We start from the raw sequence: 16,548 nt of genomic DNA, 5'->3' as shown, positions 1-16,548 counted from the left end.
TACCGGTATCCTATCACACCCCGTCCGCTGCATCCGAGCGCTCTAGCTGCTCCTGGATGGCCCGGAACCGGGCGTAATTCTCTTCCGTCATCTCGTCTGCGAGCGCGCGTTCGGCAGCTTTCAATTCCGCCTCCAGCACGTTCGCCCGCCTGTGCCGAGCCAGCGTGTGCAGGAAACCTGCCTCCGCCTCGTCGGGCGCTGCATCTGGCCAAGCAAAAGGATCGCTCCTGAAGGCCGGACCGGCCTCCAGACGCCGGGCGATTTCCGCCAAATCCCTGCTCAGCAAGTGGCCCTTGAGCGCTTCCCTTTCAAGAGGCGCATGGAGGGCGGCTATATCTATGATTTCATTGCGTAATCTGTCAAGCGCCGGGGTCCGCAGCTCGATTCGCGAGATATCCTCTGCGTAATTCTCCAAGAGTTCCGGGTGGTTAAGCAGCGTGAGGAGCAAAAGTCCCTCCCGTCCCTGCTCGCCCCCGGCACCGCTGGCAATGGCCGAACGGCGCAGTTCGGGCGTCACCGGCGGCATATAGGTCTCGCCCCGGGGGAAACCGCCGCGTCCCTTGAAAGGCCTGTTGCCAAAGCCCCGGCTCTGAAATCCGCCCCGCCCATAGCCGCCGCCGGGGCGCGCGCCCTGCCGCGAGCCGCCGAAAAACTTCGAAATCCGCTCACGCAGCGCCTCGGCATAATGTCCGCGCACCTTCGTGTCGCCAATGGCGGCGATGGCGGCTTCGAGATCGGCTTCAAGCTTCGCGCGGCGCTCCGGCGTATCCCATGCCCCCGTCGAGGTCTCCTTCTCCCACAGCATTTCGGAAAGGGGGCGCGCCTTGGCGAGAATTTCGCGCATGGCCTCGCTGCCCTCCTCACGCACAAGATCGTCCGGGTCTTTTCCTTCCGGCAGCAGCGCGAAGCGAAGCGAATGACCGGGTTTCAAAAGCGGCAACACGCGCTCAACCGCGCGATAGGCGGCGCGCAGCCCCGCCTTGTCGCCATCGAAACAGAGAATGGGTTCGGGCGCCATGCGCCAGAGAAGCTGGATCTGATCCTCGGTGAGCGCGGTGCCGAGCGGCGCCACGGCATTATATATGCCGCCCTGCGCGAGCCCGACCACATCCATATAGCCTTCGACCGCGATCACGGTGCCGTCGTCATGCGCGGGCTTGCGCGCCCGGAAAAGATTGTAGAGCACGCGGCCCTTGTGAAAGAGCGGTGTCTCGGGCGAGTTGAGGTACTTCGCCTTGGCATCCGCCGAAAGCGCACGCCCCCCGAAAGCGATAACGCGGCCGCGTGCATCCGAGATCGGAAACATCACGCGATTGCGGAAACGATCATAAGGCTCGGCGATATCCGGCCCGGAAATGACGAGCCCGGCTTCCGTCATCTGCTCCAGCGTCACGTTCTTCGACTTCAGATATTTCAACAGCGCCGTGCGGTCGCGCCGGTCATCGCCCGGGGCATAGCCGATGCCGAAATCGTCGATGGTCTTGCCCTTGAGCCCCCGCCGGTCGAGATAGGCGCGCGCTTCGGCTCCCGCCCCTTCCGTCAGTTTCTGGCGGAAGAACTGCGCCGTCATTTCCATCACATCGATGAGGGTGGCGGCTTCCTTGTCGCGCTGCGCGGATTGCGCATCGCGCTCCGGCATCTCCATGCCGGCTTCCGCCGCAAGCCGTTCCACCGCCTCGATGAAGGAGAGGTTCTCGGTCTTTTCGAGGAACTTGATGACGTCGCCATGCTCGCCCGACGAGAAGCAATGGTAGAACTGCTTGTCGTCATTGACGGTGAAGCTCGGGCTTTTTTCGTTGGAGAAGGGCGAGAGCCCCACAAATTCCCGCCCCCGCCGCGTCAGCTTCACCTTGCGGCCAACGACTTCGGAGACGCGGATGCGTCCCTTCAATTCGTCGAGAAAGCCTTTGGGGAAGGACATGGAAACGGGACGCCTGATCTGTGGAGCACTTGTACACTGTACAACCCTTTCGTAATGCCGCGACGGGAGGCTTGCAAAGAATTACGTTTGTATATACAGTGTTCTTGGTTTTAACGGACGAGCGCATGACGTGCCAGCCGACATTTGCAGCGATGCAGAAGGGGCACCATGCGCTCAGCTGGCAGCGATGACTTTCAGCATTTCGATCCCCCATTTTTGTCGTTCACTTGGGACGAAAACAAACGGCGGATCAATATCGAGAGGCATGGCATCGATTTCGTCGACGTTCTGCCTGCCTTTGGCAAGCCCATGATCCGAAAACGGTCGGATCGGAATGGCGAGCTTCGCTATCTCGTAATAGGTGACACATATGGCCGCGAAGTCGCAGTCGCGTACAAGGAAGAAGAAGGTGACACCTGCCGGATCATCTCGGCACGACAAGCCAGCCGGGATGAGCGAGCCGCGTATCGTGCGCTACTCCTACGAGGAGGCAATGAGTCTCAGCCCCGGCGAGACTGACTGGGAACGCGTGCGCAATATAACGGATGAAGAAATCGCGGCCGCCGTCGCCGACGATCCCGATGCCGTGCCCGTTGGGCTTGACTGGTCGGATGCCGAACTCGTCATCCCCAAAAAACAGCCGGTCAGCATTCGCCTCGATGAAGACGTGCTCACCTATTTCAAGGAAACAGGCCCGCGCTACCAGACGCGGATCAACGAGGTGCTGCGGCGGTTCATGAAAGCGCAAAAGGCGAAGGCGAAAAAGAAGGCCTGAGCCCTCAGGCGAGCTTCTCTTTCACGATGGCGCCCGCCTTGGCGAAATCCATCTCTCCGGCATGGCGCTTTTTGAGTTCGCCCATGACCCGGCCCATATCCTTGATGCTGGCCGCGCCGGTCTCGGAAATCACAGCTCCAACGGCCGCCGCCGTCTCCTCGTCGGAGAGCTGCTTGGGCATGAAGCTCTCGATGATCTCGATTTCTTCCTTTTCCTGCTGGGCAAGCTCCATGCGACCGGCGGACTCGTAAATGACCACCGACTCGCGGCGCTGCTTCACCATCCTGGAGAGGACTTCGAGGATTTCGGCATCGCTCACGCCCGCATCCCGGCCGTCGGTGCGGCCCGCAATGTCGCGATCCTTGAGCGCCGCCTGAATGAGGCGGAGCGTCGCCATCCGGCGCTTGTCCTGCGCCTTGGTGGCGTCGATGAGGCCTTGCTTGATGAGGTCCCGCAGGCTTTGGCTCATGGCCATCCTCCAATGAAAAGGGAGCGCCGCAGCATGCCGCTCACGCGCCCCCGGAATCGGCGCACACGCTAAACCAAAGCCCCGGCACGTGCAATCGGAGACCGCACTGCAACACGCCAAGCAAGCCATTGAAATCATTGAATTTTTAAGAAAATTCAGATGCTTGACGGAAATCGGGCGATCCCTTAGTGTCCGCCAAATTCAACGGGAAACCGAGTCTGTCCGGGCGGAAGCGCCAAAAGCTTCGCGCCCGTTCTCCGCAGACGAGTTCCTCCCCTGGAGTTGCTTCGATGAAGGTGTCGACGAAAGCCGCCACGGAACGGCGCGTGTCCAAGGTCACGCAAGGTTCCGGGGAGGAGTCGGCATGAGCGCATCTTCGTCCGATACTGCCAGCCCGAGCCCGCAAACGAGAGCCACGCCCATGACCGCCCCGACCGAGAAGCCGACTGCCCTCCTTGTCCTGAAGGATGGCACGGTCCTTCCCGGACGCGGCGTTGGCGCGGTGGGCGAAGCGGTGGGCGAGGTCTGCTTCAACACGGCAATCACGGGCTATCAGGAAATCCTGACCGACCCCTCCTATGCCGGCCAGATCATCACCTTCACCTTCCCTCATATCGGCAATGTGGGCGCGAATGACGAGGACATCGAAACCTCGAACCTCGCCTCCCTTTCCGGCGTACGCGGCATGGTCATCCGGGCCGACATCACCGACCCGTCGAACTATCGCGCGGCGCAGCATCTCGACGGATGGCTGAAGACGCGCGGCATCATCGGCCTGTCGGGTCTCGACACGCGCGCGCTGACGCGGCGCATCCGCGAGAAAGGCTCGGTCGACGGGCTCATCGCGCATGATCCCTCCGGCAACTTCGATATTCCCGCCCTGCTTGAAAAGGCACGTGGCTGGCCGGGCATGGTCGGCCTCGACCTCGTGAAGGACGTGACCTGCGGCCAGAGCTACACCTGGAAGGAAGCGCGCTGGAAATGGGGCTGCGGCTATGAGCCGGGCCACGAGTTGAAGCACCGCGTCGTCGCCATCGACTACGGCATCAAGCGCAACATTCTGCGCTGCCTGACAAGCGCCGGCTGCGAGGTGACGGTCGTTCCCGCCGACACGAAGGCCGAAGACATCCTCGCCATGAACCCGGACGGCGTCTTCCTGTCGAACGGACCGGGCGACCCGGCCGCGACCGGCACCTACGCCGTGCCGGAAATCAGGAAGCTCGTCGAGAGTGGCAAGCCCGTCTTCGGCATCTGCCTCGGCCACCAGATGCTCGCCCTCGCGCTCGGCGCGACGACGGAAAAGATGCATCAGGGCCATCACGGCGCAAACCATCCCGTGAAGGACCACACCACCGGCAAGGTCGAGATCACCTCGATGAACCACGGCTTCGCCGTCTCGCGCGAAAGCCTTGGGCCCGATCTCGAAGAGACGCATGTCTCGCTTTTCGATAACTCGAACTGCGGCATCCGGTTGAAGGATCGCCCGGTCTTCTCCGTCCAGTATCACCCCGAGGCCTCTCCAGGCCCGATGGATTCACACTACCTCTTCGAACGCTTCGTGAAGCTGATCGAGGAGGCACGCGGTTAAGTCATGCCCAAACGTACAGACATAAAGAGCATCATGATCATCGGCGCGGGGCCGATCATTATCGGTCAGGCTTGCGAGTTCGACTACTCCGGCACGCAGGCCTGCAAGGCGCTGAGGGATGAGGGCTACCGCATCATCCTCGTGAACTCGAACCCGGCCACGATCATGACGGACCCGGAACTCGCGGACGCGACCTATATCGAGCCGATCACGCCGGAAATCGTGGCGAAGATCATCGAGAAGGAACGCCCCGACGCGCTGCTGCCGACGATGGGCGGTCAGACCGCGCTCAACACGGCGCTGGCGCTCGCCGACATGGGCGTGCTCGAAAAATTCAATGTCGAGATGATCGGCGCGAAGCGCGAGGCCATCGAGATGGCGGAAGACCGCCAGCTCTTCCGCGATGCGATGGACCGCATCGGCCTTGAAAGCCCGCGCTCGAAAGTGGCGCACAACATGGACGATGCGCTGGCGGCGCTGGAGATGGTGGGCCTGCCCGCGATCATCCGCCCCTCCTTCACCATGGGCGGCACGGGCGGCGGCATCGCCTATAACAAACAGGAATTCAACGACATCGTCGAAAGCGGCCTCGATGCGAGCCCGGTCAATGAAGTGCTGATCGAGGAAAGCGTACTTGGCTGGAAGGAATACGAGATGGAGGTCGTCCGCGACAAGGCGGATAACTGCATCATCATCTGCTCCATCGAAAATGTGGACCCGATGGGCGTTCACACCGGCGACTCGATCACCGTCGCGCCCGCGCTGACCCTCACCGACAAGGAATATCAGGTGATGCGGAACGCGAGCCTCGCCGTGCTGCGCGAGATCGGCGTCGAAACCGGCGGCTCCAACGTGCAGTTCGCGGTCAACCCGAAGGATGGCCGCCTCGTCGTCATCGAGATGAACCCGCGTGTGTCGCGTTCCTCCGCGCTCGCCTCCAAGGCGACGGGCTTCCCGATTGCGAAGGTCGCGGCGAAGCTCGCCGTCGGCTACACGCTAGATGAACTTCAGAACGACATCACGAAAGTCACGCCCGCGAGCTTCGAGCCCACCATCGACTATGTGGTAACGAAGATCCCGCGCTTCGCCTTCGAGAAGTTTGCAGGCGCCGAAAAACTGCTCGGCACCGCGATGAAATCGGTCGGCGAAGCAATGGCCATCGGCCGCACCTTCCAGGAGTCGCTCCAGAAGGCGCTGCGCTCGATGGAAACGGGCCTCACCGGCCTCAACGAAGTCACCGTGCCCGGCATGGGCGAAGGCGACGACAAGAATGCGATCCGCGCCGCACTCGGCCGCCCGACGCCCGACCGCCTGCTCGTCATCGCGCAGGCGCTGCGCCACGGCATGAGCCATGACCAGATCCGCGCGGCCTGCTCCTATGATCCCTGGTTCATCGAACAGCTTCAGGGCCTCGTCGACGCGGAAGAAAGCGTGAAGGCGAACGGCCTGCCGCAGACAAAAGCCGATATGCGCCGCCTGAAGGCGATGGGCTTTTCCGATGCGCGGCTGGCGGAGCTTGCCGGAAGCGAGGAAGAGGCCGTCCGCAAGGCGCGACGCGAAATGGGCGTGCGTCCCGTCTACAAGCGCATCGACACCTGCGCGGCGGAATTCGAAAGCCTTACGCCCTACATGTATTCGACCTACGAGACGGATTTCGACGGGCGCGCCGATTGCGAATCCGATCCGACCGACCGCAAGAAGGCGATCATCCTCGGCGGCGGTCCGAACCGTATCGGCCAGGGCATCGAGTTTGACTATTGCTGCTGCCATGCCGCTTTCGCACTTGATGAAGTCGGTATCGAAAGCATCATGGTGAACTGCAACCCGGAAACGGTCTCCACCGACTACGACACCTCCGACCGCCTCTATTTCGAGCCGCTCACCGCCGAGGATGTGCTTGAGCTGATCGATCTCGAACGCTCCAACGGCACGCTCGCCGGCGTCATCGTGCAGTTCGGCGGGCAGACCCCGCTGAAACTCGCAAACGATCTGGAACGCGCGCATGTGCCGATCCTCGGCACCTCGCCCGACGCGATCGACCTTGCCGAAGACCGCGACCGCTTCAAGGCGCTGCTCGAAAAGCTCGACCTGAAACAGCCGCCGAACGGCATTGCCCGCTCCGCCGCGGAAGCAAAGGCGATTGCCGAAAAGATCGGCTATCCCGTCGTCATCCGCCCCTCCTATGTTCTCGGCGGACGCGGCATGGAGATCGTGCGCGATACGGCGCATCTCGAACGCTACATCAACGAGGCCGTAATCGTGTCGGGCAAGAGCCCGGTTCTGATCGACGGCTATTTGCGCGATGCCATCGAGGTGGACGTCGATGCACTCTGCGACGGCACCGATGTCGTCATCTGCGGCATCATGGAACATATCGAGGAAGCGGGCGTCCATTCCGGCGACAGCGCCTGTTCGCTGCCGCCCTACTCGCTGAAGCGCGAAACCATCGACGAAATCGAACGCCAGACCCGCGACATGGCGCTGGGGCTCAATGTCATCGGCCTGATGAACGTGCAATACGCCATCCAGGACGGCACGATCTACGTGCTCGAAGTGAACCCGCGCGCGTCACGCACCGTGCCCTTCGTCGCCAAGGTGATTGGCGAGCCCGTCGCGAAGATCGCCGCGAAGGTCATGGCAGGTGCGAAGCTCGCCAGCTTCGACCTGAAGCCGGATGCGCATGGCCGCGTCGCGGTGAAGGAAGCGGTCTTCCCCTTCGCGCGTTTCCCCGGCGTCGATACGGTGCTCGGGCCGGAGATGCGTTCGACCGGCGAGGTCATGGGTCTCGACAAGAGCTTCGCCGTTGCCTTCGCAAAGAGCCAGCTCGGCGGCGGCACCAAGGTGCCGACCTCGGGCACCGTCTTCGTCTCCGTGAAGGATAGCGACAAGGAAAAGATCGTCGCGCCCGCGAAAAAGCTCCTCGACATGGGCTTCAAGCTGATCGCGACCGGTGGCACCCAGCGTTTCCTTGCTGAGCAGGGCCTCGATGTCGGCACCATCAACAAGGTGCTAGAAGGCCGTCCGCATATCGTGGACGCGATCAAGAACGGTGAGGTTGCTCTCGTCTTCAACACCACCGAAGGCGCACAGGCCCTCACCGATTCGATGTCGCTCCGGCGCTCGGCGCTGATGATGAAGGTACCCTATTATACGACCGTTGCAGGCGCCCGCGCCGCCGTGGAAGGGATCGACGCCATCCGCCGCGGCCAGCTAGAAGTGACCTCGCTCCAGTCCTATTGACTGCCAGCCCCTCCTGGGGCGAGGCAGGCGGCATAAATCGCATTTGACGTGCGCCAAGGCCCTGACCCACAATCGGGGCCAACGTCCCGCCAATCACGGCTCCCAGAGGGAGCCCGGCGGGATTTTCATCAGGTACAACAGACAACCGCCCCGCCTCTTCGTTGCGGGGCATCGCAGACAAGAGAGATCGTCGAGAGAAATGGAAAAGATTCCAATGACTTCCGAGGGCTACAGGTCCCTGGAAGAGGAGATCAGGTTTCTGAAATCCGTGGAGCGGCCGCGCATCATCAAGGCGATCGCAGAGGCCCGCGCGCATGGCGATCTGAGCGAAAATGCCGAGTATCATGCCGCCAAGGAACAACAGGGCCTCAATGAGAGCCGTGTGGCCGAGCTTGAAGACAAGATTTCCCGTGCCGATGTCATCGACGTGACGAAACTTTCCGGCGACACGGTGATGTTCGGCGCGACCATCGACCTCGTGGACGAGGATACGGAAGAAGAAGTGAGCTACCAGATCGTCGGCGAAGTCGAAGCCGACGTTAAGAAGGGCCGCGTCTCCGTCACCTCCCCCATCGCCCGCGCGCTGATCGGAAAATCCGTCGGCGACAGCGTCGAGGTCGTGACGCCGGGTGGCGGCAAGAGCTACGAAATCCTGAAAATCCGCTTCGGCTAGGCCTCGCCTACTCCTCTTCCAGCATTTCCACCGGCACACCCGGCTCGTGCTTCGAGCGGCGGATGGTGAGGGAGGTGCGCACGCTCGCGACATTGGGCGCGGGCGTGAGCTTTTCCGTCAGGAAACTCTGGAAGGTGGAGAGGTCCGGCGCGACGCACTTCAATATGAAGTCGATCTCGCCGTTCAGCATGTGGCACTCGCGTACCAGCGGCCAGGTCGCGACCTCCGCCTCGAAGGCCTTGAGGTCGGCTTCGGCCTGACTGTGCAGACCCACCATCGCGAAAACCGTCACCTCGAAGCCGAGCGCACGGCCGTCGAGATCGGCATGATACCCCTTGATGAAGCCGGCATTCTCCAGCGCCCGCACACGGCGCAGGCAAGGCGGCGCAGAAATGCCGGCCTTCGAGGCGAGATCGACATTGGTAATTCGCCCGTCGGCCTGTAGCTCGGCGAGGATTCGCATGTCGATATGGTCGAGCTTCGCCCGCTTCATGGGCACTCCTTGAACCGGCGCCCGCAGGGGCTTTCCGGCGTGACTTGTGGTTTGCGGCGCTTTACTTACTCTGAATACCAGCCCGATTCAGTAATAAAATTACCCGACAGCGCACGATTATGACCGAAAAAGAGGCGAGATTGCCGAAAAACCTCCTCGCCGAGCCTCAGAGGCTCACCTGCTGGGTGCTGACCAACGGCATGGCAGGTTTCGAGACGCAAGGGATCGGCATTGCCGAGGCGCTCGGCCTCACGCCTGAAATGAAGCGCGTCGCGCCTTCTGCGCCGTGGAAATGGATGGCGCCCTGGGGACCGGCGCAGCCGGACGAACACATCGCCCCGCCCTGGCCGGACATTCTGATCGCATCGGGCCGCCAGTCGATCCCCTATGCGCGGATGATCCGCCGGAAATCAGGGGGGCGAACATTCACCATTGTGCTCCAGGATCCGCGCATAGCGCCCGTGAATTTCGATTTCGTCTGGGCACCCGCCCATGACCGTCTCGAAGGACCGAATGTGCTTTCCACCGCCGTCTCTCCTCACCGGCTGACGCGCGCGCGTCTTGCGGAGGAGGCTGCGCTTTTCGAACCGCAGGTCGCCCGCCTGCCCCGCCCCCGTGTCGCCGTCCTCATCGGCGGTACAAATTCCGTGTACCGCCTGACCGCGGAAACGGCGGCAGACATTGCCGGAAAGCTCGCCGCCGTGGCGGACAAGGGCGCCAGCCTCATGGTCACGCCCTCCCGCCGCACCGGCGAGCGCCAGACACAAATCCTGAAGGACGCGCTGAAGGACAGCCCTGCTGTCGTATGGGATGGAACCGGCTCCAATCCCTATTTCGGGTTCCTCGGGCTTGCCGACGCTGTCATCGTCACCTGCGATTCCGTCAACATGGTCGGCGAGGCCGCCTTCACCGGAAAACCCGTTCATGTCATCGAACTGGAAGGCGGCCAATCGCGCAAGGAGACGAAGTTCCGCCGCTTTCTCGATGCTATTTATGAAAGCGGCGCGGCGCGCCCCTTCACCGGCCAGCTTGAAAGGTGGGAGTACGACCCATTAAATGCTACCGATGAGATCGCCGAAGCGATTGCCATTCGCTTCGCGGCGCACCGCAAGAGGCGGCACGTGCAATAAAAGACGCAAGCCGAAAAGGGTTAATCGGGTGCGGCAATTGGATGCCGCGACATTTGGGATCGTTGCGCGGGCTGGCCCGTCATTCGCAAGATCACCACATGGAAGTTCCCGGAAAGGCAACGGACCGGCAAACCGGTCCGGCGGGCCGGACGAGAAGCCGAACGACAAAAAGGTAAACGGCATCATGAGCCTGATCGACATCGAAGCATTGCGCGCCACCCCGCGAAAGACGGACCCTTACGAATATCTCGTGGTCCCCGCCTTCGTGACGGGCAAGGCGCTCGACAGCGTGATCGCCGACTTTCCCAACATCGAGACGACGGGCTCCATTCCGCCCAGCGAACTCGACATCTATGGCAGCTTCGAACAACTGCTTCAGGAAATGAACGGCTCCGACTTCCGCGAGGCAATCGAGGAAAAATTCGAGGTCGACCTCACGGGCCGCCCGACCATGTTCACCATCCGCGGCCATTGCGCGCGCAACAACGGCAAGATCCACACCGACACGGAATCGAAGATCATTACCGTTCTGCTCTATCTCAATCAGGAGTGGGAAGCAGGCGGCGGGCGGTTGCGCGTCCTGCGCTCGGGCACCGATCTCAACGACGTGGCGGAAGAAGTCTCGCCCAACGGCGGCACCCTTCTCATCTTCAAGCGCTCGGATAATTCATGGCATGGCCACGAACCCTTCGAAGGCCAGCGCCGCGCCATCCAGATGAACTGGGTGCGCGACGTCGACGTCGTCGCCCATGAGCAGCGCCGCCATCGCATCACCTCGACGCTGAAGCGTCTCAACCCGTTCGCTTCGCGCACGCGCGAAACGTCCGGCGCCTATTGATACGCAGATCGAGGAAATTCAATGACCCTGCAGATCGAAACCTTCAAGAACGCCGACCTCTCGCATGGCTGGCGCCCCGGCAACAACGCGGGCGGCGCAACACTGTTCAAGGCGCTCGGCCATCCGCTGAGCGCACCGAAAGGACAGGCCCTGATCGCCGGTCTCGTCAAGGCCGGCCCCGTCGCGATCTACGATCCGTCCGGCACCATCGGCAACTTCCACGCCTATTACGATCTCGGCCGTCTCGATGTTGCGGGCTATTACGTACAGCGCATCGAGGATCTGGGATCGGCCTTCCTCGGTCATGAGGCGAAGCCCGTCAGCGAAATGTGCAAGTCGAACGCAAAGGCCGTTCTCGTCCTCGCATTCGATGCACAGAAGACGCTGCCCTCCATCCAGCATGTCTTTCCCGAAGGCGCCCATGTCGCGACGCTGGACGACATGCGCCTGCCCGACGACATGCTCACCAACAAGTCGAACTATCTCGACCCGATGAACTTCGCGACCAACTTCGCGCTCATGCGCGAGAAGAAGGGCGCGAACGGACATGACGGCATCCACACCCGCGTCGCCAGCGCGAACTACTGGGGTCTTCATGGGGCGGAGAACCCGGAACTCTGGCTCTGCCTCTTCGACGAGAAGGGAAACCAGCTCGCCGAATGGCGCGAGACGCTGCCCGCCGCTGGCGCGCCCTTCACGCTCGACAGCGCGGAAGTGCGTGAGCGTTTCGGCCTCGACGATTTCACCGGCTCGCTCTTCATCCATGCCGTGCGCATCAAGGGCCATGATGTCGTGAAATACGCACTCGACATGTATGGCGAAAACGGGCTCGCGCTTTCATGCAGCCATGACGCGAATGCATGGCCCGCCGACTATTATGCGGGCATGCCGTCGGCCGAAGACGATGAGCGCGTGACGCTCTTCGTGCAGAATTCGCATCCCATGCCCATTCCGCCGCGCACCGTTGGCCTGAATGTCATGGGCGGCCAGGATGTCTCCTGGTACGAGGACGAAATTCCGCCCTTCGGTACGCGCGGCATTCCCGTGGAAAGCCTGCTGCCGGACGCGAAATGGCCGGACCAGATCGAAATCGTCGCGGGCCGCTATTTCGTGCGTCCGCGTTACGAGGTGACGCGTGGTTCAGGCCAGCGCCGCCTCGCACATGCCAATGTCGAGCGCACGGACCTGAAGCCGAACCCGGAGATCGAAAACCTCGGCAAGCATATGGGCAAGGGCTACATCATGCCGCTGCCCATCCTGCCGCGCGACAAGTTCGAAACTGTGATGCTGCCGACGCCGATGGCGCGCGACGAACACGAAATGCCGCTCCGTGCCGAGATGATCGATGCAAACGGTACCACCATCGCCACGAAATATCTCGGCCGCATACCGCGCCGCGAAAGCATTGCGGTGGATATCGAGGCATGGATGACGGAAGAGGCGCTGAAGCTTCCCTCCGGCTATGGCCATGTCGAGTTTCTCTATGACTTCCGCGATGGCGGCGAGGCAAATGGCTGGCTGCACGCGCTCGGCCGCTTCGAGCAGAAGTCGAGCGGACACCGCGCGGAAACGATCTTCGGCGCGCATATCTACAACACCGCCGTGATCTACAAGGACGAGCCGCAGAGCTACACCAACAAGCCGCCGGGGCTCACCACGCGCCTCTTCCTGCGCGTTGCGGGACCGGCGCTCGAAGACGGCGCGCTCGATACGCTTTGCCACCTGATCTACCCTGCCTCGACCGACTGGCATCCGAAGAGCACAACACTCCTCATCCTGCATGACGCGGACGGCAAACCCATTGCCGAGCAGAAGATCGAGATCGCCTGTGGCGGCTCGTTCCACTGGCGCCTGTCGGAAGTCTTCTCCCGCGAGGACCGCGAGAAAATGGGCGGCTCTGGCTATGTCATCATCCGCGACACGACCTGCCGCCTCTTCGGCTTCCACGGTCTCGTGAACGGCGACAAGAGCTTCTGCCTCGATCACATGTTCGGGTTCTGACGCTCACCGGCAATTTTCTGTCCGTCTCGCGCCGTCATGAATGCGCGCCTTTCTGTCTCCGCCCCGAACCGCGAAACAGCGCCCGTGCTGTCATGGCGCGGCGCGCAAAATCGCGGTTTACCCTCGCGGCCTAAGCGAATAGAAGCCGGGAGAAAGCGATTGCGGTGATTCCCCTCTCACGCCTTGCCGCCATGCATTGGCCGCACCATCTTGAGGGGTGCGGAAGAGCCGGTTTCCCTTGGAAAAATCCCTCTGACATCATGTCGCACCGCAGCAAAATCCCTTGAAATATTTTTAGAATGCGTCTAAATAACGGGAAAGCCCGGTTCCGTCCCGGGCTCCCCGTTCAAAGTTTCAAAGGAGTTTCCATATGGCCGTTCTCGTAGGCAAACAGGCCCCCGATTTCACCGCCGCCGCCGTGATGCCGGATGGCGACATCGTCGAGGATTTCAATCTCCGCTCGTACCTCAACGGTTCCTACGGGCTGGTGTTCTTCTATCCGCTGGACTTCACCTTCGTGTGCCCTTCGGAGATCCTCGCCTATTCCAACCGCGTGCCGAAATTCGAAGGCATGAACGTGAAGGTCGTCGCCGTCTCGGTCGACAGCCAGTTCACCCATGCCGCATGGCGCAACACCGCGCCGAACGATGGCGGCCTCGGCCCGGTCAAGTTCCCGATGGTTGCCGACATGACGAAGCAGATTGCACGCGACTATGACGTGCTGATCGAGAAGGACGGCGTGGCCCTTCGCGGCACCTTCCTCATCGACCGCGACGGCGTCGTCCGCCACCAGCTCGTGAACGACCTGCCGCTCGGCCGCAACGCCGACGAGGCGCTGCGCATGGTCGATGCGCTCCAGTTCCACGAGGAAAATGGCGAAGTCTGCCCCGCCGGCTGGAACAAGGGCGATGAAGGCATGAAGGCTGACGCCGAAGGCGTTGCCAAGTATCTCGGCAGCCACGCCGAGGCGCTCTAAGCCTCTCTTTTGGCGGGGCCTGCCCGACCCTATATAGTCCCTATGTAGATCGGCGGGCCCCGCCCCTCGCTCCTCCGCCCCTCACCCGGCCGGCCTCACGGCTCAAGCGCACGGAAACATCATGTCCGATACAAAACACGCGAAAGTCCTCATCATTGGCGCCGGCGCCGCTGGCTACACCGCCGCGATCTATGCCGCGCGCGCCATGCTGGAGCCGGTGCTCATTCAGGGTATCCAGCCGGGCGGCCAGCTCACCATCACCACCGAGGTCGAGAACTATCCGGGCTTCGCCGAAGCCATCCAGGGCCCCTGGCTCATGGAGCAGATGGGCGAACAGGCCCGTGCGATGGGTACGGAAATGGTCGCCGATACGATCGTCTCCGCCGACCTGAAGAAGCACCCCTTCGAGCTGAAGGGCGACAGCGGCACGCTCTACACCTGCGACGCCCTGATCATCGCGACCGGCGCACAGGCGAAGTGGCTCGGCATTCCCTCGGAAGAAAAATTCCAGGGCTTCGGCGTCTCCGCCTGCGCGACTTGCGACGGCTTCTTCTATCGCGGCAAGGAAGTGCTCGTCGTCGGCGGCGGCAACTCCGCTGTCGAGGAAGCCCTCTTCCTCACGAACTTCGCAAGCAAGGTGACGGTGATCCATCGCCGCGATACGTTCCGCGCCGAAAAGGTCATGCAGGAGCGCCTCTTCAAGCACCCGAAGATCGAGGTGGTCTGGGATTCGGCCATTGAGGAAATTGTCGGCACCGAAAACCCGCCCGGCGTCACCGGCGCACGCGTAAAGAACGTGAAGACCGGCGAAGTGAGCGAGTTGAAGGCCGATGGCGTCTTCATGGCGATCGGCCACTCCCCCGCCACTGAGCTCTTCAGGGATCAGCTCAAGACGAAGGCAGGCGGCTATCTCGTCACCGCGCCGGACTCGACCGCAACCAGCATCCCCGGCGTCTTCGCGGCCGGCGACGTGACCGACGACATCTACCGTCAGGCCGTCACGGCGGCGGGCATGGGCTGCATGGCCGCCCTCGAAACCGAACGCTGGCTTGCCGGTCAGGATGCCGAGAAGGCGGGGCAAGGCCCCGGCCCGCTGGAACGCTCGCGCGAAGCCGAAACCGCCTGAGTTATCTGAAAGAAATAAGATCGAGCAAGGCGCTCACGTCGGAAATGACATGGGCGCCTTCTCTTTTGAGCGCCGCCGCATCGGTCATCGGATCGCCCGCATAACCAATGACGGACATGCCGGCGGCAACGCCCGCCTGCACACCGGGCAAGCTGTCCTCGATCACGAGGCAGCTCTCCGGTGCATGGCCCATGCGCGCAGCCGCATGAAGAAAGAGGTCCGGCGCAGGCTTGCCATGCGCCACTTCCTCCGCACTGAAGAGAACATCCTCCACCAGCGGTAACAGCCCCGTCGCGCCCAGCGTGAAGCGCATCTTCTCGAACCTGCCGGAGGATGCCACGCAGCAGGGCTTCTCCCGCGCGGCCAGTGCCTCCAGCACCTCGCGCGCCCCCGCAACCGGCTCTATGCCTTGCGCAAACGCCTTCAGCGTTTCGTCGCGAATGCGCGCTGGCCAGTCGCTGCCAAGCGGGCGGCCAAGCGCGTCCTCCACATGTTCCTGCACGGCTTGCATGGTGCGGCCGACGAAGAGGCGGCGGCATTCCTCATAGGAAATCTCGTAGCCGCACTCGCCCAGAAACCGCGCAAGCGCACGGTTCGCCACCGGCTCGGTGTCGACCAGCACGCCGTCGCAATCGAAAATCACCAGAGAGGGAGAAAAGGAAAACGCCATGACCGGGTTATATCCGCGATCATGGCGCTTTCGATATCACATTTGATGACCGGCGGTTACGCCGGCCGCCGCTCACTCAACGGTGCTGCGAAGCATCCAGGCGGTCTTTTCGCTGGCCTGCATACGCTGGACCATGAGGTCGGCGGTCACTTCGTCGCCCGCATCGCTCGCGGAAGAGAAGAGATCGCGCGCGGTCTTGACGACCTGCTCATGACCCTTCACCAGGTTCTTCACCATCTGGTCGGAGCTCGGAACGCTGTTGTCCTCCTGGATCGAGGAAAGCTTGCTGAACTCCGCATAGGTGCCCGGCGCGTACTCGCCCAGCGCACGGATGCGCTCCGCGATTTCGTCGGTCGCGCCCCAGAGTTCCTGATACTGCTCCTCGAACATGAGATGCAGCGAGCGGAACTGCGGACCCGTCACATTCCAGTGGTAATGATGCGTCTTCAGGTAGAGCGTGTAGGTGTCCGCCAGTACACGCGCGAGCCCTTCGGCAATTTCATTCCTGTCATTCGCAGCGATGCCTGTATCGACTTTCACTTCACACCTCCTTGGTTTTGGCTTGGTTCCGATTGCAAATTAAACGTAGTTGTTTATCAGCGAAATACAAGGAATATTAGAATAATTCTAAATCAATTTCACGATCGT

At 62.1% G+C, this 16,548-nt stretch carries 15 protein-coding genes; 10 read left to right on the top strand and 5 right to left on the bottom strand.

Going from position 1 to position 16,548, the window contains the following annotated elements; all coding sequences use genetic code 11:
* Window positions 1-13: 13 nt before the first annotated feature.
* On the bottom strand, window positions 14-1,921 hold the full coding sequence (dnaG, locus tag ABJO61_RS14950) for a DNA primase (RefSeq protein WP_348326755.1): 1,908 nt from the start codon (window positions 1,919-1,921) through the stop codon (window positions 14-16).
* A 168-nt stretch (window positions 1,922-2,089) separates the two neighbouring features.
* Between dnaG and ABJO61_RS14945 the strand changes: the two genes are divergently transcribed.
* A complete protein-coding gene (locus ABJO61_RS14945; protein WP_348326752.1) occupies window positions 2,090-2,440 on the top strand; it encodes a BrnT family toxin in 351 nt (116 codons plus the stop codon).
* The gene (locus ABJO61_RS14940) at window positions 2,373-2,696 is read left to right on the top strand and encodes a BrnA antitoxin family protein (RefSeq protein WP_348326750.1); all 324 of its coding nucleotides are present in this window, start codon (window positions 2,373-2,375) and stop codon (window positions 2,694-2,696) included. Before ABJO61_RS14945 ends, ABJO61_RS14940 begins: the two co-directional genes overlap by 68 nt.
* Before the next feature lie 4 nt (window positions 2,697-2,700).
* Here ABJO61_RS14940 and ABJO61_RS14935 read toward each other — a convergent pair whose 3' ends face one another.
* Complete coding sequence (locus ABJO61_RS14935) at window positions 2,701-3,165, bottom strand: GatB/YqeY domain-containing protein (RefSeq protein WP_348326747.1); 465 nt, start codon at window positions 3,163-3,165, stop codon at window positions 2,701-2,703.
* Window positions 3,166-3,586: 421 nt separating this feature from the next.
* Here ABJO61_RS14935 and carA point away from each other — a divergent pair, with 421 nt between their 5' ends.
* From carA to greA, 3 genes are all read left to right on the top strand, one after another.
* Window positions 3,587-4,753 (top strand): glutamine-hydrolyzing carbamoyl-phosphate synthase small subunit, encoded by a 1,167-nt coding sequence (carA, locus tag ABJO61_RS14930; protein WP_348326876.1) that lies wholly within the window; start codon window positions 3,587-3,589, stop codon window positions 4,751-4,753.
* A 3-nt stretch (window positions 4,754-4,756) separates the two neighbouring features.
* Window positions 4,757-7,993, top strand: coding sequence for a carbamoyl-phosphate synthase large subunit (gene carB, locus ABJO61_RS14925; protein ID WP_348326744.1), 3,237 nt, complete (start codon window positions 4,757-4,759; stop codon window positions 7,991-7,993).
* 199 nt (window positions 7,994-8,192) lie between these two features.
* Window positions 8,193-8,666, top strand: a complete 474-nt coding sequence (gene greA / locus ABJO61_RS14920; RefSeq protein WP_348326740.1) for a transcription elongation factor GreA — start codon at window positions 8,193-8,195, stop codon at window positions 8,664-8,666.
* Window positions 8,667-8,673: 7 nt separating this feature from the next.
* Here the strand turns inward: greA and ABJO61_RS14915 are convergent, their stop codons facing one another.
* Window positions 8,674-9,159 (bottom strand): Lrp/AsnC family transcriptional regulator, encoded by a 486-nt coding sequence (locus ABJO61_RS14915; protein WP_348326737.1) that lies wholly within the window; start codon window positions 9,157-9,159, stop codon window positions 8,674-8,676.
* A gap of 140 nt (window positions 9,160-9,299) precedes the next feature.
* Here ABJO61_RS14915 and ABJO61_RS14910 point away from each other — a divergent pair, with 140 nt between their 5' ends.
* The 5 genes from ABJO61_RS14910 (at window position 9,300) to trxB (ending at window position 15,230) form a co-directional block, all read left to right on the top strand.
* Window positions 9,300-10,289 carry a mitochondrial fission ELM1 family protein gene (locus tag ABJO61_RS14910; RefSeq protein ID WP_348326734.1) on the top strand — a complete coding sequence of 330 codons (990 nt, stop codon included), beginning with the start codon at window positions 9,300-9,302 and terminating at the stop codon, window positions 10,287-10,289.
* A 184-nt stretch (window positions 10,290-10,473) separates the two neighbouring features.
* Entirely contained in the window at window positions 10,474-11,127 is a 654-nt protein-coding gene (locus ABJO61_RS14905) for a 2OG-Fe(II) oxygenase (protein WP_348326731.1), read from the top strand.
* A gap of 21 nt (window positions 11,128-11,148) precedes the next feature.
* On the top strand, window positions 11,149-13,128 hold the full coding sequence (locus ABJO61_RS14900; RefSeq protein WP_348326728.1) for a hypothetical protein: 1,980 nt from the start codon (window positions 11,149-11,151) through the stop codon (window positions 13,126-13,128).
* Window positions 13,129-13,498: 370 nt separating this feature from the next.
* The gene (locus tag ABJO61_RS14895; RefSeq protein WP_348326725.1) at window positions 13,499-14,104 is read left to right on the top strand and encodes a peroxiredoxin; all 606 of its coding nucleotides are present in this window, start codon (window positions 13,499-13,501) and stop codon (window positions 14,102-14,104) included.
* A 121-nt stretch (window positions 14,105-14,225) separates the two neighbouring features.
* Entirely contained in the window at window positions 14,226-15,230 is a 1,005-nt protein-coding gene (trxB, locus tag ABJO61_RS14890) for a thioredoxin-disulfide reductase (RefSeq protein ID WP_348326722.1), read from the top strand.
* Window position 15,231: 1 nt separating this feature from the next.
* Here the strand turns inward: trxB and ABJO61_RS14885 are convergent, their stop codons facing one another.
* Both ABJO61_RS14885 and ABJO61_RS14880 read right to left on the bottom strand, forming a co-directional pair.
* The gene (locus tag ABJO61_RS14885) at window positions 15,232-15,900 is read right to left on the bottom strand and encodes an HAD family phosphatase (protein ID WP_348326719.1); all 669 of its coding nucleotides are present in this window, start codon (window positions 15,898-15,900) and stop codon (window positions 15,232-15,234) included.
* 72 nt (window positions 15,901-15,972) lie between these two features.
* A complete protein-coding gene (locus ABJO61_RS14880) occupies window positions 15,973-16,440 on the bottom strand; it encodes a Dps family protein (RefSeq protein ID WP_348326716.1) in 468 nt (155 codons plus the stop codon).
* Window positions 16,441-16,548 lie beyond the last annotated feature (108 nt).

The organism is Parvibaculum sp., from assembly GCF_039973015.1.
Classification (GTDB): Bacteria; Pseudomonadota; Alphaproteobacteria; order Parvibaculales; family Parvibaculaceae; genus Parvibaculum.
Note: the sequence above shows the minus strand (reverse complement) of the source record. Positions and strands in the feature narration are given on the sequence as shown.